Annotated in this window: 12 protein-coding genes and 3 pseudogenes; 4 read left to right on the top strand and 11 right to left on the bottom strand. The window is 52.6% G+C overall.

Going from position 1 to position 20,680, the window contains the following annotated elements; translation table 11 throughout:
* Position 1: 1 nt before the first annotated feature.
* Positions 2-1,310, bottom strand: a pseudogene (locus KQP84_RS06160) (MFS transporter).
* Positions 1,311-1,543: 233 nt separating this feature from the next.
* On the opposite strand from KQP84_RS06160, the gene KQP84_RS06155 reads away from it, so the two are divergent.
* Positions 1,544-2,608 carry a LacI family DNA-binding transcriptional regulator gene (locus KQP84_RS06155; protein WP_215845601.1) on the top strand — a complete coding sequence of 355 codons (1,065 nt, stop codon included), beginning with the start codon at positions 1,544-1,546 and terminating at the stop codon, positions 2,606-2,608.
* Here KQP84_RS06155 and KQP84_RS06150 read toward each other — a convergent pair.
* Positions 2,605-5,453, bottom strand: a pseudogene (locus KQP84_RS06150) (EAL domain-containing protein). The gene KQP84_RS06155 and the pseudogene KQP84_RS06150 overlap by 4 nt on opposite strands.
* 648 nt (positions 5,454-6,101) lie before the next feature.
* Between KQP84_RS06150 and KQP84_RS06145 the strand changes: the two are divergent.
* Positions 6,102-6,722: a response regulator transcription factor gene (locus tag KQP84_RS06145; RefSeq protein WP_215845600.1), complete on the top strand. Its 621-nt coding sequence runs from the start codon at positions 6,102-6,104 to the stop codon at positions 6,720-6,722.
* 58 nt (positions 6,723-6,780) lie between these two features.
* On the opposite strand, the gene KQP84_RS06140 is transcribed toward KQP84_RS06145, so the two are convergent.
* The 6 genes and pseudogenes from KQP84_RS06140 to KQP84_RS06115 form a co-directional block, all read right to left on the bottom strand.
* Positions 6,781-7,485, bottom strand: a complete 705-nt coding sequence (locus KQP84_RS06140; protein ID WP_215848217.1) for a proteasome-type protease — start codon at positions 7,483-7,485, stop codon at positions 6,781-6,783.
* Positions 7,486-7,503: 18 nt separating this feature from the next.
* Complete coding sequence (locus KQP84_RS06135) at positions 7,504-8,304, bottom strand: transglutaminase family protein (RefSeq protein WP_215845599.1); 801 nt, start codon at positions 8,302-8,304, stop codon at positions 7,504-7,506.
* Positions 8,301-9,229 (bottom strand): annotated as a pseudogene (locus KQP84_RS06130) (alpha-E domain-containing protein). Before KQP84_RS06130 ends, KQP84_RS06135 begins: the two are co-directional and overlap by 4 nt.
* Positions 9,223-10,662, bottom strand: a complete 1,440-nt coding sequence (locus KQP84_RS06125) for a circularly permuted type 2 ATP-grasp protein (RefSeq protein ID WP_215845598.1) — start codon at positions 10,660-10,662, stop codon at positions 9,223-9,225. Before KQP84_RS06125 ends, KQP84_RS06130 begins: the two are co-directional and overlap by 7 nt.
* A 231-nt stretch (positions 10,663-10,893) precedes the next feature.
* Positions 10,894-11,496, bottom strand: coding sequence for a cupin domain-containing protein (locus tag KQP84_RS06120; protein ID WP_215845597.1), 603 nt, complete (start codon positions 11,494-11,496; stop codon positions 10,894-10,896).
* Between the two features lie 112 nt (positions 11,497-11,608).
* Positions 11,609-11,959, bottom strand: coding sequence for an endonuclease domain-containing protein (locus tag KQP84_RS06115; RefSeq protein ID WP_215845596.1), 351 nt, complete (start codon positions 11,957-11,959; stop codon positions 11,609-11,611).
* Positions 11,960-13,040: 1,081 nt separating this feature from the next.
* Here KQP84_RS06115 and KQP84_RS06110 point away from each other — a divergent pair.
* Positions 13,041-13,523 carry a YlaC family protein gene (locus KQP84_RS06110; RefSeq protein WP_215845595.1) on the top strand — a complete coding sequence of 161 codons (483 nt, stop codon included), beginning with the start codon at positions 13,041-13,043 and terminating at the stop codon, positions 13,521-13,523.
* Here KQP84_RS06110 and KQP84_RS06105 read toward each other — a convergent pair.
* The 3 genes from KQP84_RS06105 to KQP84_RS06095 form a co-directional block, all read right to left on the bottom strand.
* The gene (locus tag KQP84_RS06105; protein WP_215845594.1) at positions 13,520-14,923 is read right to left on the bottom strand and encodes an aminotransferase-like domain-containing protein; all 1,404 of its coding nucleotides are present in this window, start codon (positions 14,921-14,923) and stop codon (positions 13,520-13,522) included. The two genes, KQP84_RS06110 and KQP84_RS06105, sit on opposite strands and share 4 nt — an antisense overlap.
* Positions 14,924-15,156: 233 nt before the next feature.
* Positions 15,157-17,274 (bottom strand): putative bifunctional diguanylate cyclase/phosphodiesterase, encoded by a 2,118-nt coding sequence (locus KQP84_RS06100; protein WP_215845593.1) that lies wholly within the window; start codon positions 17,272-17,274, stop codon positions 15,157-15,159.
* Positions 17,275-17,431: 157 nt separating this feature from the next.
* Positions 17,432-19,534, bottom strand: coding sequence for a putative bifunctional diguanylate cyclase/phosphodiesterase (locus KQP84_RS06095; RefSeq protein WP_215845592.1), 2,103 nt, complete (start codon positions 19,532-19,534; stop codon positions 17,432-17,434).
* A gap of 536 nt (positions 19,535-20,070) precedes the next feature.
* On the opposite strand from KQP84_RS06095, the gene KQP84_RS06090 reads away from it, so the two are divergent.
* Positions 20,071-20,640, top strand: a complete 570-nt coding sequence (locus KQP84_RS06090; protein WP_215845591.1) for a spore coat protein U domain-containing protein — start codon at positions 20,071-20,073, stop codon at positions 20,638-20,640.
* Positions 20,641-20,680: the final 40 nt, after the last annotated feature.

The following is a 20,680-nucleotide window of genomic DNA, read 5'->3' as shown; positions in this document are numbered from 1 at the left end:
CTTATTGATTCGCAGTGCGTTGGCGACGTTCGGCGATAAACATCACCAGGAAAATCGCGCCAATTAAGTCAAAGAAGCCCATGGCAATAAACAGCGGATTGAAGCCAAGGGTGTCGGCGGTGACGCCGATGATCAGGAGAAGATAAAGCTGGCGATCCAGGCGCAAGAGCCGCGCATACCGTTGACGGTTGCCATCTGACGGCGGTCAAAACGCTCAACCACCAAGGCGCTGAGCATGCAGGAGATCACCTGATGTCCGAAACCGCCGACGGAGATCAGCGCGATAGCTAAATAGGGATCGTCGACCAGCGTCATCAAGCCCAGCGATACCATCAACACCGCTCCGGTCACAGAGCTGGCAACAATGGAATTCACGCGCGTCAGGCCAAACCAGCGTACATAGAGTTTGGTCAGATAACCGCTGGCCACGCTGCCGAGATCGGCGGCGAGAAACGGCAGCCAGGCAAACATCACAATCTGCTTTAGATCCATGCCGCGCTCATTGGCGAGATAGAGCGGCACCCAGAAACTCAGCACCGCCCACGCCGGTTCGGCGAGAAAAGCCGGGATCGCAATGCCGTAAAATTTTTTCTCTTTGCCGATGACTTTGAGCGCGGTGAAGAACGGCAGCTTTTCGCCGATCTCCTCATTGTCCTGATTAATAAAGGCGCGCTCCTCATCGGAAAGGCGCGTATGTTTTTCTGGTGATTGATAACCCCACCACCACAATACGACCCACAGCAAACCCAGGCCGCCAGTCAGTAAAAATGCGCCCTGCCAGCCAAACGAGATATGCGCAATGTAGATGATCGGCGGTGCCAGCATCGCGCCAACAGAGAAACCAACGCCTGCCCAACCTGCTGCAACCGGGCGCTCTTTTTCGGGAACCAGTCGCCAATCGCTTTGGCGTTAGCCGGCGTGGCCGCAGCTTCCGAAGCGCCCATGACAAAGCGCAGCAGCGCCAGATGGAGCCAGCTTCCTGCGCCAGCGTGCAGTAAGCAGGTCACAGACCAAATCACCGCACAGATGAGAAAGCCCATCTTCAAACCGATCACATCAATCAGCCAGCCGCAGATCGGTTGAAAAAGGGTGTAAGCCAGCTGAAACGTCGCCACCACCCAGGAATATTGCTCGGTGCTCATGTTGAGGCTGGTTTTCAGTTCGGGTGCCAGAATGCCGAGCGAGTTACGGGTGATGTAATTGACGGTCACACCCAGCAGAAACATGCCCAGCATCCACCAGCGCAGATTTTTTATCGTTCGCACCGTGCGCGAGGCGCTGATGGGCTTAGTTGTTGAGTCGAGGCTCATGATGCAACTCCTGTGAAAGCCGAGATGGCCGTGAATTCTTCACACCGTCGTCCGACGTACCGCGTGACCTGCATCGAACATAGAAAAGTGCAAAACGTGGGTACAGCCACTTTTTTGCAAGCTTTTTCATGGCAGGCTATTTCGCCACGTTAAATCCGCAGTAAATTGCGATATGACCCGATTCAGCAGCGTATGAAAAATTTTTCATTTAGAGATTTGAAGGCGATCACAGAATGAAACAAAGGCTTAAAGTCAGCGAAATTGCGGCGCTCAGCGGCGTGTCGATCAGCACGGTTTCGCGAGTACTGGCGGGAAAATCCAATACCCGGCCCAGCACCCGCGACAAAGTATTGGCGATCGCGCAGCAGCAAGGCGTGCTGGATAATCTGCACAGCGGACGTCTGCTGCTGAATAATTTGATGGTGTTTGCGCCCCCGCGCGCCTTTGATGTACGCAGCGATATCTTCTATTACAAGGTGATTCAGGGCATTAGTCAGGCGGTTGAACCGCATGAGGTGCGGTTGCGCTACTGTCCGCTGGAGGAAGTGGAAAGCGACGCGGCCTTGTTTATTGAAAAAATGCAGCAGACCGAAGCCGCGTTATTGGTAGGAATAGATGACGAGCGCATTCATCAGCTAGCGGCCGAAATGAACAAGCCGTGCGTACTGATTAATGCCCTGGATCGCCGCATGCGTTTGCCTTCTGTGGCGCCGCATCATCAGTTAATTGGCGAGTTCTCGGCCCGTTATCTGTTTGAGCAAGGTCATCGCCAGATCCTGTCGCTGCACTGTCTGCGGCGTTACACCATGGAGCAGCGATTGCAGGGCGTGCGCGATGCCTGGCATGCGATGAATCTGCGCTTCGACAGCCGCCAGCATCTGTTAACCCTCAACAGTTTTAGCAGCAATGAAGCCGCAGAGCGCTTAACGGAATATTTGCGGCATTGTCCGCAGGCACAAAGGCCGACAGCGATTCTGGCCAGCGGCGATTACATTGCCGCTGGCGCGGTGACGGCGCTGCAACAGGCTGGACTGCGCGTGCCACAGGACATTTCGGTGATGAGTATGGATGGCTTTAACCTTGCCGCGATACACGATATTCCACTGACGTCGGTGCAGGTGCCCCGCGATGAGTTGGGTGAAGCGGCGGTACGCATGCTGCAACAGCTGCGGCTGCATCCCGGCGCTCCGCCCGGCACCTTGCTGCTCAATGGCAAGCTGGTGGTGCGCGAATCGGTGCGCCGGATACGCGATAACCTCAGCCATGCGCCCGTTCAGCAGTATGGCTTATACGATTAGCTGAGCGCTTTTAGGCGCAGTTCCGAAGGCTGTGGACGACCAAACAGATACCCCTGGAACAGGGTACAGCCCTCTTCGCGCAGTTTGGCAAACTGCTCGCTGCTTTCGACGCCCTCAGCCGTGATCTGAATATCCAGACTGCGGCTCATCCCCGTAATGGCGCGAATAATTGCCAGCGCTTCGCGACTGTCGCCCATGTCATTAATGAATGACTTATCGATTTTAATCTTGTCGAACGGGAACGAGCGCAGATAGCTCAGCGATGAATAGCCGGTGCCGAAGTCATCCAGTGCAATCTGTACGCCCAACGCTTTAAGGCTTTCAAGCGTCCGGATGTTGCCCAGCGAATCATCCAGCAATACCGATTCAGTAATCTCCACTTCCAGTCGGCTTGGATTCAGCCCAGATTCTTGCAGCGCACCTTCAACCACCGACACCAGCGAGCTGTTTTTGAACTGCAGCGGCGACAGATTCACCGACACCGATTGTTCCCCCTCCCAACTGGCGGCTTCACGACAGGCGTCATACAACGCAAAAGCGCCCAACATGTGAATCAGCCCGGTTTCTTCCGCTATTGGGATAAAATCATTCGGCATGATCAGCCCCTTAATCGGGTGATGCCAGCGCATCAGCGCTTCATAACCGATAATGGTTTTGTTATCGCCGTTGGTGATTGGCTGGTAATAGAGTTTGAGCTGGCGGCCGCTGATGGCTTCGCGCAGATCATTTTCAATTACGCGACGGCTGCGCGCTACATCATCCATCGCCAGCGTAAAGTGTTCGTGTCGGTTGCGGCCGTTGCGTTTAGCCTCGTACAACGCCATGTCAGCACAGCGCAGCAGCTGCTCCGGCGTGTTGGTAATGCTGGCGCTTAGTGCAATGCCGACGCTTAACCCAACCGATAAGTTATGCCCTTCGATATTAACCGGCGGACGAATCGCTTCGATCAGACGCTGCGCCACAATGCTGGCTTCATCTGCATTGCTAACCGACGGCAGCACGACAGCAAATTCGTCACCGCCAATGCGCGCCAGCGTATCGTGGTCGCGTAAAGTATTACGCAGGCGTTTCGCCACCACGCGCAGCAGGTCATCACCAATTTGGTGGCCGAGTGCATCGTTGACGTTTTTGAAGTTATCAAGGTCGAGGCACAGCGCGGCAGTCTGCTTTTGATTGTGTCCATCCTGCCGCAGCGCTTCGCTCAGACGCTGGCGGAACAGGATGCGGTTTGGCAAGCTGGTGAGGTTATCGTGGTGCGCCATATGATGAATGCGTGCGTCGGCGGCACGCTGATCGGTGACATCTTCCACAATCAGCATCAGATAATTTTGGCGCGCATCCTGACCGCTAATTGCCGTGGCGCGGGTGTGCAAAATGCGCTCGCCGCTAGCGGTGATCATCAGCTGCTCACGCTCATGAATACCTTCGCTGCGCAGCGCCATATCGGCCAGGCTGTTGAAATAATCACTCAACTCTGGCGACATGCACTCATGCGGCCGCTTGTTTACAATCAGCGATTTGGAGAGGCCAAACAGCTTTTGCGACTGGTCGTTGACCAGCAAGATTTCGCGGGTAATCGCGTCTTCCACAATCACGCAGGAAGGAATATGGGTAATGATGTTATCGAGGAACTTCGATAGTGCGGTTTTTGCGCGCTTTGCGCCTCAGCCTGATCTTTGGCGCGCAGTAACAGCTGCTCCTGCTCACGGCGATCGGTGTTGTCGCGGGTAATTTTAGCGAAGCCAAGCAGCTTGCCCTCTTCGTCATGAATCGCGTCGATGACCACATGCGCCCAAAACGCGCTGCCATCTTTGCGATAGCGCCAGCCTTCATCCTCAAAGCGCCCGGTTTTCATCGCAATACCCAGGTTGGCTTCAGGTAAATTCATCGCGCGGTCTTGCGAGCTGTAAAACAGGGAGAAGTGCTGTCCGACGATCTCCTCAGCAACATAGCCTTTGGCGCGCTGCGCGCCCGCGTTCCAGTTCACCACGTGGCCTTTAACGTCGAGCATATAAATGGCGTAATCGGTAACGCCTTCGACTAACAGACGGAAGCGTTCTGCCTGTTCGTGCTGCTCGCGGCGGATACGTTGCTGCTCGGTACAGTCGCGGGTGATTTTAGCGTAACCGATAAGTTTGCCAGCTTCGTCGCGTATGGCATCGATGACCACATGCGCCCAAAACGCGCTGCCATCTTTGCGATAGCGCCAGCCTTCATCTTCGAAACGTCCGGTCTTAAACGCGGTTTGGAGGTTCTTGTTGGGGATGTGCTCCAGCCGATCCTGTACGCTGTAAAAGCGCGAGAAGTGTTTGCCAACAATTTCTTCTGCTACGTAGCCTTTGGCGCGCTGCGCCCCGGCATTCCAGTTCACTACGTTGCCGTCGTGATCCAGCATATAGATCGCGTAATCGGTCACGCCCTCGACCAATAAACGAAAACGGGCTTCGTCTTCGCGCGCTTTACGCTGCTGCTCTTGTTGCTGTGTGCAGTCGCGGGTGATTTTGGCAAAACCCAGTAGCTGGCCGTAATCGTCGCGAATAGCATCAATGATGACATGCGCCCAAAACGCGCTGCCATCTTTACGGTAGCGCCAGCCTTCGGTTTCAAAACGTCCAGTGATAGACGCTGTTTCCAGACTGCGCTGCGGCATGCCTTTTAGACGGTCTGCCTCGCTGTAAAACAGCGCAAAGTTTTTTCCGACGATCTCTTCTGGTGTATAACCTTTGGCCCGCTGCGCCCCTGTATTCCAGTTCGCCACGGTTCCGTCCGGCTTCAACATGTAAATAGCGTAATCGATCACGCTTTGAACCAGCATTCGATACATGACATCAGAATTATTATCCATTTTTATTTGCCTGCTGCTGCTAAGCCCTGGTGTGGCTTAAGAATGTTCTTAATTTGACATCGAACTTAAGACCAAATGCGGGCTAATAACAAGCTCAATGCGTCAAATGACAAAAGTTAGTAGGCTGTTTATCGGCAATGGCGAGAAAACGTTCAATTGTCATGCAGTGGGTCATGTTTTGGAGAGGTCAGACAATACCTTTCCGGCAAGAGGAGAGCGAAAAATACGCTGCAACACAGTGGCACAGTGGCACAGTGCAGCTTGCCAGCTGACAACTGCCCATTGTTAAGTCAACGAGAACGCTTAGCGTCCAAATCAGTGCACGCCGTTTTTAGCAGACCTCACACTGACCCTGTCATGAATTATCAACAGAGTCAGCGTGAAAAAAACAATGACCTTTTAATGCGTAATCAATCGGGCAGCGAATAGACTGCACACCTTTTACTTGGGTTTATGCCGTGGGCGTCAAAAGAGGTAAATACGATACTGTGATTATTTCATGTCATTAATTGCGATACTGTTCAAATTTAAGACAGAGCTTAACGCACTTATTCCAGCAGGCTGGTAATAAACAGGTCAGACCATCATTCCTGTTTTATTATTTTTACCGCAGTTCATTTTGTGCGGTGTAGACTCTGGAAAAGTGCAATGACTAATACGATTTATATTGTTGATGATCACCCATTGATCTGCGATAGCATCCAACTTTATGCTCAGGCTAATAATTATCGGGTGGTCGGTACTGCGAATAAAAGTGATTCTTTATTTCTGGATATTTTCCATCTTAAGCCCGATGTTTTAATCCTGGATCTCAATTTACCTGGCCATTCAGGCATTGCGTTAGTTAAAGACCTAAAACAAGTCTTATCTAAGCAAAAAATCATCATTTTTACCGCTTCAGAAAGCCTGTTTTATCAGCGCTGCTGTTTACAGCTAGGTGTCGAAGGCTACCTTCGTAAGCGCGACGAGCCAGAGGAGTTGCTCAATGCCTTAAACGATGTGATACAGGGTAAGCGCTGTTATCCGATGTCTTCATCCGATTCGCTGCTCTGGGCCCATTATGAAGATGATAAATTAATGAGCCTGACACGGCGTGAATTAATGGTTTTAGTCAAGCTCGCTGCGGGTTATTCCAATAAAGAGATCGCTGCGCTGCTTCATCTCAGCAATAAGACAATTAGCACGTATAAAATCGCTATTCAGCAAAAACTGGAAATTAAAGGAATCCGGGAAATTATTGCTATAGCTGAACGCAATGACCTTATTTAACGAACAATCAATGCCGTAACTGGGCGTTGCCGCCGTCAATAATCCGGCGGCAACAAAATTAAAGCTGTAGCGGCGGTAATTGAGAAAATACGCTCAGTAACCCTTTACTCCACAGTTGCCGGATTTGGGAGAAATAAGGATGCTGATCGGTGATGTGATACTGCTCGCTGTCGCTAAAACTGTCGCTGCGATACACCATCGCATCCAGCGGTAATCCCACCGAAATATTACTCGCCAGTGTTGAATCCATTGAAATCAGGGCACACTGCATCGCCTGGCTGAGCGGTGTTTCAAAACGCAATACGCGATCAATAATCGGTTTACCGTATTTGCTCTCACCAATTTGGAAGTATGGCGTATCCACGCTGGCTTCAATGAAGTTGCCCTGCGGATAGATTTGAAACAAGCGCGGTTCTTCACCCCGAATCTGCCCGCCTAACAGCAGCGATCCGCCGAACTCTTCACCGTCACGCCGGATCACTTCTCGCAAGGTATCACCCACCAGCAGCGCCACGTCATACAGCGATTTACCGTTGAGCAAATTGGGCTGATTATCATCTTCACAGTTTCGCCGCAGTAAGCTCATAACGCTTTGCGTGGTCGCTAAATTGCCCGCGCTTTGCAGCACCAGCGTGCGTTCATCGTTGACCTGAAAAACGTGCAGTTTACGGAAAGATGAGATGTGATCCACGCCTGCATTGGTGCGTGAGTCAGAGACGAAAATCATTCCAGACGATAAACGCATTGCCACACAATAAGTCATCATTACGCTCGTAAAGGTTTATTGCTGCGGAATTATTTTTTGCACCGCAGCGATTGCCAGCATATCTTCACCGCCGCCGCCTAAACGCATTCCGCGTACCGGGCAGGCATCCAGATAATCCACGCCAACCGCCAACCGTAAATGCTGGCGCGTGCTGCGGGTATTATTGGTGATATCAAAGCTGTGCCAATTGCCATCCAGCCAGGCTTCAACCCAAGCGTGAGTAGCGACGTGTTCAACATTGTCAGTATAAAGGTAGCCGCTGACATAGCGAGCGGGGATGCCCAGCGTACGGCAACAGGCGAGAAACACATGACTGTGGTCCTGGCATACGCCTGAACCGGCAGCAAAAACTTTTGCTGCTGCATCCGTAACCTGCGTACTGCCTGGCCGATAGGGCATTTTCAACAGTAATGCATCCATCAACTTTTCCAGGCTGGCGATCGGCGCTTCGGGCCGCCAGTAGCGCAAGGCAAAGTCCATGATGGCACCGTCTGGCTGAGTCAGTGGCGTGGCACGCAGAAAAATCAGCGGTGATAAAGCGCAATCGGGATCGGCTGCCATTTCGCCGCCGTCAAGAATCTCCACTTCACCCCGCGCGGCAATCTCCAGCTTTTGATGGGGCGTATCCAGCGTTAAAACGTGCATCACGTTACCGTAGGCATCTCGCGTGCGCGTTGCCTCGCAGGGCAAGATCAATTCCCATGAGATGATCTGTTGATGCACAGAGTCTTGCGGCGTCAGGCGCAGATACTGGGTGCTGAGTTTTACCTGTTGCTCGTAGGCATACCAGGTTTTGTGCTCAATGTTCAGTCTCATTTCGCCTCCAGATAGGTTTGATTGATGCTTTCAGCCAGTTCGTTGCAGCTGTCCAGAAAGGTATTCAGCCAGTTTTGCAGGCCATTTCGCGTCAGGCTTTCCCAGGTACTGAAGCGCAACTGCGCCAGCAGCACGGTAATCAAATAGCGTGGACGATCTTCCCCACTGCTGCCGATCATTTCCAGTTGATTAGCGATCTCTTCAATACAAGAGTGCAGCGATCGTGGACTTTCACTGCGCAGGATCAGCATCTCATTGACGTTGTCTGGAAACAGCTGCTCTTTAAAGATCGCGTTGTAGGCTTCACGCGCAGACACCGCACGCAATAGATTGTCGAGACAATAGTATTCGCGCACCGAATCAGGATCTTGTTCCAGCAGTTGCTGATTCACACTCAATAACCTTGCCGTACCTTCACTGCGCTCTAGCAAAGTGCCGATGCGGATAAAGCACATGGCATCACCGCGCAATAAAGTGCCGAACATCGCACCACGAAACAGATGTGAGCGCTCTTTTACCCAATCAAAAAAGTGTCTGCGCCTGCGCTGGTTAATCCGCGCTGACGGATTTTGCGCATCTCTATCCACGTCGAGTTTATGCTTTCCCACACTTCTGAAGAGAGGCTCCCGCGCACGGCATGTGCATTGTTCCATGCCGACTGCCAACAGTTGAAGATGCTGCTGGGATTGCGATCGTCAAGCGCAAAGAAGTGAAACAGCTGCGCCATGGTGAAGTGTCCGTTCAGCGTTTCGAACAGCTGATTGGTCCCGGTAAAATTCAGCGGCAGCATGAGCTCGTTGTCGTGACTGCCGCGCACGGGCATCAGCGACAGCCGGTTGGTGACATCTAATACGCGGGCGAGTTGTTCTGCGCGTTCCAGGTACCGCGCCATCCAATAGAGACCGCTGGCTGTACGACTTAGCATGATGCGTCATCCTCCAGAACCCAGGTATCTTTAGTGCCGCCGCCCTGAGACGAGTTCACCACCAACGAGCCTTCCGTCAACGCAACGCGCGTTAAGCCGCCTGGCACCAAGCGGATCTCAGCCCCGCACAAGGCAAAAGGACGGAGATCGATATGGCGTGGAGCCAGACCGTTTTCGATAAATGTGGGACACGTCGAAAGCGCCAGCGTGTTCTGCGCGATGTAGTTATCGGGCCGCGCCTGTAATCGCGCCCGAAAATCGCTGAGCGCTTGCTGGCTGGCAACCGGGCCGATCAACATGCCGTAGCCGCCGGCGCCATGCACCTCTTTCACCACCATTTCATGCAGATTCGCCAGCACATAGGAGAGATCTTTCGGCTTGCGGCATTGCCATGTCGGCACGTTATTCAGGATCGGATCTTCATCAAGATAGAAGCGGATCATGTCTGGCACGTAAGGGTAGATCGATTTATCGTCGGCCACGCCGGTACCAATGGCATTCGCCAGCACCACGTTGCCAGCACGATAGACCGATAACAAGCCCGGTACGCCAAGCATTGAGTCGGGGCGGAAGGCCAGCGGATCGAGGTATGCATCATCTACCCGCCGATAAATCACATCCACTTTGCAGGGTCCGGCGGTGGTTCGCATCATTACTGCGCCATCTTTAACGAACAAGTCAGCGCTTTCCACCAGTTCAACACCCATCTGTTGGGCAAGGAAGCTGTGTTCAAAATAGGCGCTGTTAAAGCGGCCCGGCGTCAATACCACCACCACCGGATCGTTGACTGGCGAGCTTTCACGCAGGGTTTGCAGCAGATGTGAAGGATAACGTTCTACCGGCGCGATGTGCTGCTCGGCAAACAGTTCCGGGTAGAGCCGCATCATCATCTTGCGGTTTTCCAGCATATAGGAAACGCCGGAAGGCGTGCGCAGGTTATCTTCCAGTACGTAATATTCGCCATCGCTGTTACGCACCATGTCTACGCCAACAATGTGTGCATAGATATCACGATGCAGATCGACGCCATGCATGCAGGGCTGATATTGATCGTTCACCATCACCTGCTCCGCCGGGATGATGCCGGCTTTCAGGATGTGCTGCTGATGATAGATGTCATGAAGGAAAGCGTTGAGCGCCTGAACGCGCTGGCGAATACCGCGATCCAGCATCGCCCATTCCTGAGCAGGAATAATGCGCGGTACGCTGTCGAAAGGAATTAAACGTTCCGCTCCGCCATCGTCGCCATAGACGTTAAAGGTAATCCCCACCCGATGAAACAAAAGTTCCGCTTCCTGGCGCTTGCGTGCAATCGCCTCTTTGTCCGCGTTTTGTAACCACTTCCAGTAAGTTTGATAATGCGCGCGGTACTGACCATCGCCCATTAACATCTCATCATAGAAATGTGGTGCTATCTGGTAGCTATCTTTCATGAATTACCCGGCGCTTGTCAGAGAAGATAAAACAAAGATTGCACAAAGTGTGCCAGGGCTTGGGCAGGTGTTTTTAGCGTGTGACCGTGTTCACCTCTCTGGCTGTTTCGCTCACGCCTGGCAGAGAAAGAGACCGACATCAGCAACGTTGGCGTTATTATGCGGCAGCGTCCTCTTTCTCTGCTTAGCCGGTGAGCACCGGGCTAGGGGAAATCAGGCTCAAAATGCACTTTATTGGTGCGATGTCAGATTGGCTACAGGTGCCCAAATCTCTGTCATTGCGCCCGCTTTACCCGTAAAAGGATCGCGGGTTGGCATGGGTACCTGTTTTATCTGTACCAGCGAATGTTGGAGTTTGTCCGGCTCGTCACGCAGCGTTTCGGGTGACATTCCTTCAGGATAGGCGCCGACGGCGATAAAATCGTCGCTGGCATGAATTTGTTTATGCCCAACACCTGCCGGAATTAATACCGCATCCCCAGCCCGCAGCGTCACCATGCGGCCGCTGTCACCGCCAAACAACACTTCTGCCCAGCCTTCCGCTACGCCAAGAAGCTCATGCGTGTTCGGGTGATAATGGGTATAGGGAAAAATAGGATAGCGCCACGCTGGTGGCCAACCATGCTGTGCAAAGGTTTTTTCAAACCACGCAGCTTTGTCTTCCTGGTCATCCGGCACCACGCGCGGCCAGATAATCAGCGGCAAGGGATTGTTCGGCACACCGCCCGATGGCGTCGATAACATCAGATGCTGAGGATTATCAGACGCGCCAGCTGAGAACGTACCCGCAGCGAAGGACATCAGTAACATCAGACTGGAAATTTTAGCAGTCATACAGGTTCTCCTTTTTTGTTTAAGTGTGGCAAATTCCGGGGTAACGCAATGTGCTCTGCCCGACAGAATTAACATAATTATCTGAATTAACTAACTAAACCCAAATTTGTTGTTAACAGTTTTGTGACTTCCTGGTGAATGCGTTTATGACCGCTGTGATCACTGCTTCTGGTTGCTTTAGTACGTCATGATTCCAGAAGCGCAGCACGTGCCAGCCGAGATAGCTGAGGTAATGTGTGCGTTGTGTGTCGTAACGATGCGCGTCGGCATGCTGCGAACCGTCGAGCTCGATCACCAAATGTTGTTCAAGGCAGGCGAAGTCCACAATGTAAGGGCCGATGAGATGTTGTCGCCTAAAACGCTGGCCGAGACACTGTTTATGGCGCAAATAACGCCAGAGTAAACGTTCGGCATCGGTTGCGTTTCGTCGTAATTCACGGCTGCGTTCAATTCCATGGCGCATAGGGGTTCCTCTTTTTGCGCAGCATGAGTGAGAACAGTATTGGATGAAAGTGAGGTGAGTAGAATTCTGGAGCCGGCTCGAGGATTTTGATGAGTGAGGGCGAGGTCGTTTGTCCCCCACCTCGGTCCCCCCATATGCGAGGTGGTTTGTCCTCCACCTCGGTCCTCCCCTATAAATGGGGAGGAAGATGCTGCAACATGCGAATTCGGTGACAGCATGCGGCAGCGTCTCCTTCCCCGTCAAAACGGGGAAGGCCGGGATGGGGGCAGCGCGCAGAGGAAGTCGTTTGTCCCCCACCTCGGCTTTTTAGTGCGAGGTCGTTTGTCCCCCACCTCGGTCCTCCCCCATAAATGGGGAGGAAGATGCTGCAACATGCGAATTCGGTGACAGCATGCGGCAGCGTCTCCTTCCCCGTCAAAACGGGGGAAGGCCGGGATGGGGGCAGCGCGCAGAGGAAGTCGTTTGTCCCCCACCTCGGCCCTCTCCCATAAATGGAAGAGGAAGATGCTGCAACCTGCGAATTCGGTGACAGCATGCGGCAGCGTCTCCTTCCCCCGTCAAAACGGGGGAAGGCCGGGATGGGGGCAGCGCGCAGAGGAAGTCGTTTGTCCCCCACCTCGGTCCTCCCCCATAAATGGGGGAGGAAGATGCTGCAACCTGCGAATTCGGTGACGGCATGCGGCAGCGTCTCCTTCCCCGTCAAAACGGGGGAAGGCCGGGATGGGGGCAGCGCGCAGAGGAAGTCGTTTGTCCCCCACCTCGGTCCTCTCCCATAAATGGAAGAGGAAGATGCTGCAACCTGCAAATTCGGTGACAGCATGCGGCAGCGTCGCCTTCCCCGTCAAAACGGGGGAAGGCCGGGATGGGGGCAGCGCGCAGAGGAAGTCGTTTGTCCCCCTCCTCAGTCCTCCCCCATAAATGGGGGAGGAAGATGCTGCAACCTGCGAATTCGGTGACAGCATGCGGCTGCGCGCACCTTACCCGTCTCACCAAACTGTTATATAAAAACCGTACAAATCTGTGTCTGCTTACCTTGACTGTTATCTGTTTAAATCATCAACAGATGAAAGTGAGGTGAACGATGGAAAACATTAAACAAATCCTGATCGACGAGATTGCCACGCTTAACCGCGAAGAACGCCGCGACAATTTGCCGCGCTTTAGCTTGTCATTTTTGAGAAAGCATCCCGGCCTGTGGGCGGTGATGTATTTGTGCTACGGCTTGTGCGTGGCGTTAATCTTCACCACTGATATGCTCGGCTGGCCCGCGTTTTGGTTCGCAACCGCATTCGTGCTGGTGATGAGCTTTCTGATGTTAATGGACATCAATCCCAAGTACCGCTTTGAAGATATCGATGCGCTGGATCTGCGTGTTTGCTACAACGGCGAATGGTATTACGTACAACCCGTACGCGAGCAAGCGGTGTCGCGCATCTTGTCACTGCCGGAAACACCGGAGCGCGTAAAAATGGGTATTCAGCGTTTGCTGAACCAGAAAGGTGAAGTGGATTTTTACGATATTTACTATCTGACATGGGGCCATCAGGAAGCGGCGCGCGTTTAGCTTTGCGCCATTTCTGCCATTATCCTGCCTAACGTTTCCATTGCCGCCTCGGCCCGCGTATCCCACGGCCAGGCGGTATTCAGCCTGAAACAGTGATTAAATTGATCGCCCGTCGCAAAGAGCTGGCCCGGCGCAATGCTGATACCTGCAGCCAAAGCTTGCTGATAAAGCGCTATGGTATTAATGGTTTCTGGTAGCGTCACCCAGAGAAAATAGCCGCCTGACGCTTCAGTCACCGTTGATCTGGCCGGTAACACTTTCAATAAACTTTGGCGCGCCATCTGCTGTCGCTTCGCCAAAATCTGCCGTAAGCGCTTTAAATGCACGTCATAACGACGCGTGGCCAGGAAATCTGCCAGCGCCAGCTGCATCGGTGCACTGGTAGAGAGAGTGCTCATTAACTGTAAACGCTGAATGCGTTGCGCATGCTTTCCTGCCGCTACCCACCCCACACGAAAACCCGCCACCAGCGATTTTGAAAATGAGCCGCAGTGCAAAACATTTCCCTGACGATCCCACGCTTTAGCGGGTAACGGCGGCGTGTTGCCGTTCCAAAGCTCTGAATAGACATCATCTTCAATCATGGGAACCTGATGCTGCGCCAGCAGCTCAACCAGCTGTTGTTTGCGCTCCGGCGTTAAGGTCACGCCAAGCGGATTTTGCAACGTGGTCATTAACCAGCACGCTTTTACCGGCCAGCGCTGAAGCGTCTCTTCAAGCTGAACTAAATCAATACCGTGGGTGGGATCGCTGGGGATCGCCAACGCTTTGAGTTTCAGCCGCTCAATCGCCTGTAGCGCCCCATAAAAACTGGGTTGCTCAATCACGACATAATCACCGGGTTCTGTCAGTGATTGCAGGCTGAGATTCAGCGCTTCCAGCGCGCCGCTGGTAATGACGATTTCATCCGGCGACAACATAATGCCCTGACGCGCATAGCGTTGCGCCAGCAGCTGACGCAAGGTGGCATTGCCGGGAGGTAAATTGTGCAGCGCATCGGAGGCGGTGAGTTGGTGCGAAACATTTGCCAGCGAGCGCATTAACTGACGTTGGGGGAACAGCGCCGGATCGGGAAAAGCGGAACCAAACGGCACAATGCTGGGATCACGCGTGGCCTGCAATACATCAAACACAAAGTCGTTGATATCGACCTTTTCACTGATCGCCACGCTTAACGGTTTTACGGCTAACGCGCGTGGTGCTACGTAGTAACCCGATTGCGGCCGTGAAACAATCCAGCCCTGACTCTCCAGCAATTCATAAGCATGCAGCACCGTCATTAAACTCAATCCTTGCTGCGCGACCTGCTGGCGCAAGGAGGGTAATTTCGTGCCTGGCGGCCAGATTCCCGCCTCGATCTGCTGCTGAACGTCATCCATTAATCGTTGGTATTTTGCCACGCGGTTTCACTCCTTTTTCACGCCGTGACTTTAGCATGTACAAGAGATAATCACCGAAAACAGCCCTTCACTTTTTGTAGATTTAATGCGATTAACTCTTTATAAGCATTCACTATTCAACGCTGACGTTCATTTTTCTATTCCGCTACGGCTTATTCACCGTGATTATCCAGCGTTGCTGCCTGATAAACAAAAAGGCCACATTCTCATGTGGCCTTTTTCACGTTGCTTGCTCAGGTAAGAGATGAGTTAACTGTATGCAGTTCTGTCTTTAATTCATTCTCTTGTGTGCCAACAAAATTATCCAGTTCACTGATCCGTTCAGGTGGAATAGGTTTGCCCAGCAAATAACCTTGCAACGTGTTGCAGCCCAGGCCGGTCAGAAAAGCCTGCTGTTCGGCGGTTTCCACCCCTTCGGCGACAACTTTCAGTTGCAACGACTGCGCCAGCGCCACAATCGCCGAGACGATGGTGGCGTCTTCAGAGTGATGCTGTAACTCATTCACAAACGCGCGATCAATTTTGAGTTCGCTTGCCGGTAAACGTTTCAGGTACAGCAAGCTGGAATAGCCAGTACCAAAGTCATCAATAGAAGCCTTCACACCCAACTTGGTCAACTCAGTGAGGATACGCACGCTTTCATCGGGATCGCGCATGGCCGTGGTTTCCGTCACTTCTAGCGTCAACAGCTCTGGCGGAATCTCATGCTTCGCCAGCGCCTCCGTCACCGTTTCCACCAAATTACTCTGCTCGAATTGCAGCGACGATAAATTTACCGCCACTGACCAATGGGGATGTCCTTGCAGATGCCATTGGCGCAGTTGACGGCAGGCTTCGTTAATCACCCAATTACCGATGCTCACGATCATGCCGGTCTTTTCCGCCATCGGCAGAAAATGGTCTGGCGTCAGTAATCCGCGCGCTGGATGTTCCCAGCGCAGCAGCGCTTCGAAGCCAAGAATCGGGCCGCGCGGCGCGCAATATTTTGGTTGGTAAAACAGGCGCAGTTCGTTGTTATCCAGCGCGTGCCACAGATCGTTGTTCAGCTGGAGTTGGCTCTGCGCCAGCATATTCATCGATGGCTGGAAGAAGGTGTAACCGTTGCGGCCATTATTTTTCGTGTGATACATCGCGGCGTCAGCGTTGAACATCAGCTCGCGCTCATCAACGCCATCACCCGGATAAACGGCGATACCGATACTCAGCGACACCACCAGCTCATAGCGCGAAATGTCGAACGGACGATCCACCGCTTTAACCAGATTGTCTGCAACCGCCGCGGCATCGTTGGGATCGTTGATTTCAATCAGCAATACAAACTCATCGCCGCCGAGCCGCGCCAAGGTGTAATAGCCTTCCATCTGCTGGCTCATACGCTCGGTCACACCAATCAGCAAATTATCGCCGATATGGTGGCCAAAAGCGTCGTTCACCGCTTTGAAGCCATCCAGATCCATGAACATCAGCGCGAAATGGGTACGTTCGCGGTTAGCCTTGTTGATCGCCTGCTCCAGACGATCTTCCAGCAGAATGCGGTTGGGTAAACGCGTCAGGTTATCGTGCAATGCTAACTGTGCCAGCTCGCGGTTCGCCTCCGCCAGTGAACTGGCGAGGATTGAAGTGCGTGCCTGCATACGTGCATCCAGCATTGATACCAGCAACGTGATACCGAGGATGGCTATCGTGACCACCGTGACCAGGATCGCCAGCCAGTTGCTGTTAACCCCTTCATGCGTCGGGTGTCCATGCAAGGGAAATTTGGCTGCCATCATCCCGGTATAATGCATTCCCGCGATGGCAAATCCCATTACCACCGAGGCGCCCAATCGTAATACCGTCACGCGGTTAGATGTGCCTTCGCGCAGGTTAAACGCCAGCCACAGCGCAGCGCCTGAAGCGACCAGCGCAATCACTATCGAAACGGCCACCCAGCCCCAGTTCCAGACAATGCCGGGTGAAAACATCAGTGCTGCCATGCCGGTGTAATGCATCGCTGCCACGCCAGTGCCCATAATCAGCGCGCCGCCTATCAAACGCTGCATCGGCAACTCACCCTGGCAAACCAACCAGAGCGCAAAAATTGATGCGCAGACGGCAATCGCCGCTGAAATCGCGGTAAAGGTTGGGCTGTAGCTCATCACCATGTCCATGCTCATCGAAAGCATACCAATGAAGTGCATCGCCCAAATACCGATACCCATGGAAAAACCCCCGCCAAGCAGCCAAATAATCGCTGCTTTGCCGGTTGAAGTTGCCACGCGCCCCGCCATGTCTAATGCGGTGAACGAGGCGAGCATCGCCACCAAAATTGAAACAATGACGATAAAAGAGTCGTATGAAGTCACTAACATACTGAGTTCCCGGAGAAAGCCGTGCGAGCAGCTGTGGTGTTAATTATGAGAAACGGATCGCGCACTGTTTTGTTGTACAAGTTATCGGCAATGCTAAACACTTAATTAGCTTTCCACGATGAAAGGTTCCGATGCCTGTGAAAGTTAAAATCAATCGTCAGGCATCGGTTAACGGCATTAAGCGCTCGGTGCGCAACGCGGAAAAAGAGGCGATCGTCATAAATTCACTCACATATTCAGCGGGTGTCGGTTTACCCAGTAAATAACCTTGCAGCGCATCAAAGCCCAAACCGGTCAGTAAACGCTGCTGTTCTTCTGTCTCCACGCCTTCAGCCACCATGCTTAAGTTCAGACTCTGCGCCAGCGTTAACATTGCGCTGACCACCGTCGCATCTTCGCTGTCTGCACGCAGACAGTTGATAAAGCTGCGGTCAATTTTAAGTTCACTGGCCTCAAGATGTTTGAGATGCAGCAGATTGGCGTAGCCGATACCGAAATTATCGATGGCAATTTTGACCCCCAGCTGCTGTAACTCACGGATGCGCAGCTGACTAAACAGCGGATCGCGCATGGCAATGGTTTCGGTAATTTCCAGCATCAATGCACCGCTGGGTAACTGATGATGCGACAAGGCCTGCGCCAGGGTGTTGAGCAAATCGCGCTGATGAAATTGCAGTGCTGACAGGTTAACTGATACGGTCCAACGGCTGTTGCCTTCTTTATGCCACTGCTTGAGTTGACGGCAGGCTTCGTTGATTACCCAATTACCCAACGCTACGATTTGCCCGGTTTTCTCGGCTCGCGGTAGGAAAAGATCGGGCATCAGCAAGCCGCGCGTAGGATGTTGCCAGCGCAGAAGCGCCTCAAAACCGATCAGCTCGCTGCCGCTGGAACGGAACTTTGGCTGATAAAATAGCCGCATCTCTTGGCGATCAATGGCTTGCCATAAATCGTTCGCCAGCTCCAGTTGATGTTGCGCAGAGGTACTCATCGCCGCTTCAAACAGGCTCCAGCCATTACGCCCATTGTGTTTGGTGTGGTACATCGCGGAATCGGCGTTGAACATCAGCTCTTGCTTGTTGCGCCCGTGCAGCGGGAAAAGCGCAATGCCCAGGCTCAGCGAGACATGCAGCGAGTAGCGATCTAACTCAAAAGGTGCCTCAATCATTTTTACCAGCTTCTGCGCCAGCGCGATGGCACGCTTTTCATCGCCATCGTCAAACATCAGTACGAATTCGTCGCCACCTAATCGAGCCAACAGCATCTGGTCGGTCAATGCATCCTGCAAACGAGCAGCAACCGCAATCAGTAAGCGATCGCCAACGTGATGTCCCCATGTGTCATTGATCGCTTTGAAGCCATCGAGATCCATGTACATCACCGTAAATCCGCTGTCATCCAGCGTCGCCTTTTTGATCGCGTTCTGCAGTCGCTGCTCAAGCATGACGCGGTTGGGCAGTGCCGTGAGATTGTCATGCATCGCCAGTTGGCGAAGTTCGAGATTGGCACGGTTGAGTTTGGCGGTAAGACGCGCGGCGTGCAGTTGCGCATCCAACATGGAACTCAACAACGTTATGCCAAGGATGGTAAGCGTAATCATAGTTACCCACACCGCTAAACCTTGATCGCTAGCGCCATGGCTGTGCATGCTGCTGGCCTGATCAAATTCTGCCGCCGCCATGCCAACATAGTGCATCCCCGCAATGGCTATACCCATCACCAACGAGGCGAGTCCGCGCATTAATAACAGGTTTTTCTCGCCTTGACGCAAATGAAAAGCCAGCCACAGCGCGACGCCTGACGCCACAAAAGCAATCAAAACTGAGAGCGCAACCAGCGCAAGTTTCCAGTGCGGTGTAGGCGCGATCAACAGCGCATTCATGCCAAGGTAGTGCATCACCACTACGCCTGCGCCAAGAATTAGGCTGCCATATAACAGACGGCGGCGCGTCAAGTGATGCTCGTTGACGGTTTGGTTAAAAGCCCATATTGATGCGGCGATCGCTACCGCCAGCGATATTGCGGTCAGTCGCACGTCATAGCGCATGGTCATCGGCATCATCATCGCCAACATGCCAATGAAGTGCATCGCCCAGATACCAATGCCCATCGCGGTGCCGCTGATCACCAGCCATAAGCGCGCCAGCCAGCCACGAGAAACCGCTACGCGTCCCGCCGTATCCAGAGCAGTAAAAGAGGCAATAAAAGCGACGATCAGCGAAACGCAGATCAAAACGCCATCCCAGGTGACCAGCAGCATGTGCAACTCCTCACCACCTGCGATAAGCAGGTGCTGTGTGTGTCTTAAACAGTCAAACTAAAAACACCGTAAAGGTGAAAGTAACGTGGCCCGCTGCATTTAAACGCATTAAGGCCAGATTTCGCTGTCCTTCAATTTTTAGGACTTTTTATCTCAATCTCGTAACATCTTTCTTAAAAGCGTAATCAGGTCTGATTGATGTATGAACATATCACTGAAGCTAACAGGACGGTAGAGGGCTAAATGGTATTGAGTTTAGTTTTATTCGCTGTCCGCAATCCCTTGTGATTATTGGGTTATCGGCGAACAGAACGAATAGATTAATGAAAAAATGGCGCGAAGTTTCCCTGTTACAGTTTTGCTGATCTATAGTAAGTAAAACTGATATAAATCATTTAGCTCATGTCTAAGGCTTTTCTTAGCCTGACGGCACATAAAAGAATAATTAGTGTCGATTTTGCGTTACTTTTTGGATGAATAATTAATTAAAACCAGGCGAAAAAGCACTGACCTTGGATAATCAGTAAGGAATGATTATGAAACTCAAGCTTTTTCTCTTCGCTGCTGCGGCAATGACCACGGCAATTCCGTCGTTAACATTTGCTGCCACCACCACAGGGACCATCAACGCGACGCTGACCTTAACCGCCGGTTGTTTAGTGAATGGTCAGTCGGCCACCACGGGCGTTAACTTTGGTACGTTAGATTTCGGTAGTAGCGCAGCAACCTTTGAAACGCTGAATGCCACGCTGGTCGGTTCAGCGGGTAACGGTATTTTTGTGCGCTGTACTGTAGACCAACCCTTTAATGTTCAGGTGACCAGCAGCAATGCCGCGCCAGGAACGGTATATGGAACGGTTTCAGCTGCACCGCGCTATCTGCTGCTTGGCACCGATAATACCCAAGGTATCGCTTACACCCTGTACAGCGACGCCGCCTTCAGTACCGCCATCGCTAACAACACCGACATTACGCCCAGCGGCACTACCGATCCGACACTCGGCACTAACTTTGCCATTTATGGACGGGTGGTTGGCGGTGGCTTTAATCCGGTTATTCCCGCAGGTACTTACACCGATACAATTAATGTGGCTGTGAATTACTGAGCCGTGTTTTGAGTATTTTCAGGTGGAAGTAAAGCGGTCA

The organism is Candidatus Pantoea bituminis, from assembly GCF_018842675.1.
In the GTDB taxonomy this organism is placed as follows: Bacteria; Pseudomonadota; Gammaproteobacteria; order Enterobacterales; family Enterobacteriaceae; genus Pantoea; species Pantoea phytostimulans.
The sequence above is the reverse complement of the archived record's forward strand: the minus strand, read 5'-3'. Positions and strand labels throughout refer to the sequence as shown.

Coding starts and splice junctions, on each gene's coding strand:
- KQP84_RS06155 (WP_215845601.1), top strand. CDS start 1,544: ATGAAACAAAGGCTTAAAGTCAGCGAAATTGCGGCGCTCAGCGGCGTG.
- KQP84_RS06145 (WP_215845600.1), top strand. CDS start 6,102: ATGACTAATACGATTTATATTGTTGATGATCACCCATTGATCTGCGAT.
- KQP84_RS06140 (WP_215848217.1), bottom strand. CDS start 7,485: ATGACTTATTGTGTGGCAATGCGTTTATCGTCTGGAATGATTTTCGTC.
- KQP84_RS06135 (WP_215845599.1), bottom strand. CDS start 8,304: ATGAGACTGAACATTGAGCACAAAACCTGGTATGCCTACGAGCAACAG.
- KQP84_RS06125 (WP_215845598.1), bottom strand. CDS start 10,662: ATGAAAGATAGCTACCAGATAGCACCACATTTCTATGATGAGATGTTA.
- KQP84_RS06120 (WP_215845597.1), bottom strand. CDS start 11,496: ATGACTGCTAAAATTTCCAGTCTGATGTTACTGATGTCCTTCGCTGCG.
- KQP84_RS06115 (WP_215845596.1), bottom strand. CDS start 11,959: ATGCGCCATGGAATTGAACGCAGCCGTGAATTACGACGAAACGCAACC.
- KQP84_RS06110 (WP_215845595.1), top strand. CDS start 13,041: ATGGAAAACATTAAACAAATCCTGATCGACGAGATTGCCACGCTTAAC.
- KQP84_RS06100 (WP_215845593.1), bottom strand. CDS start 17,274: ATGTTAGTGACTTCATACGACTCTTTTATCGTCATTGTTTCAATTTTG.
- KQP84_RS06095 (WP_215845592.1), bottom strand. CDS start 19,534: ATGCTGCTGGTCACCTGGGATGGCGTTTTGATCTGCGTTTCGCTGATC.
- KQP84_RS06090 (WP_215845591.1), top strand. CDS start 20,071: ATGAAACTCAAGCTTTTTCTCTTCGCTGCTGCGGCAATGACCACGGCA.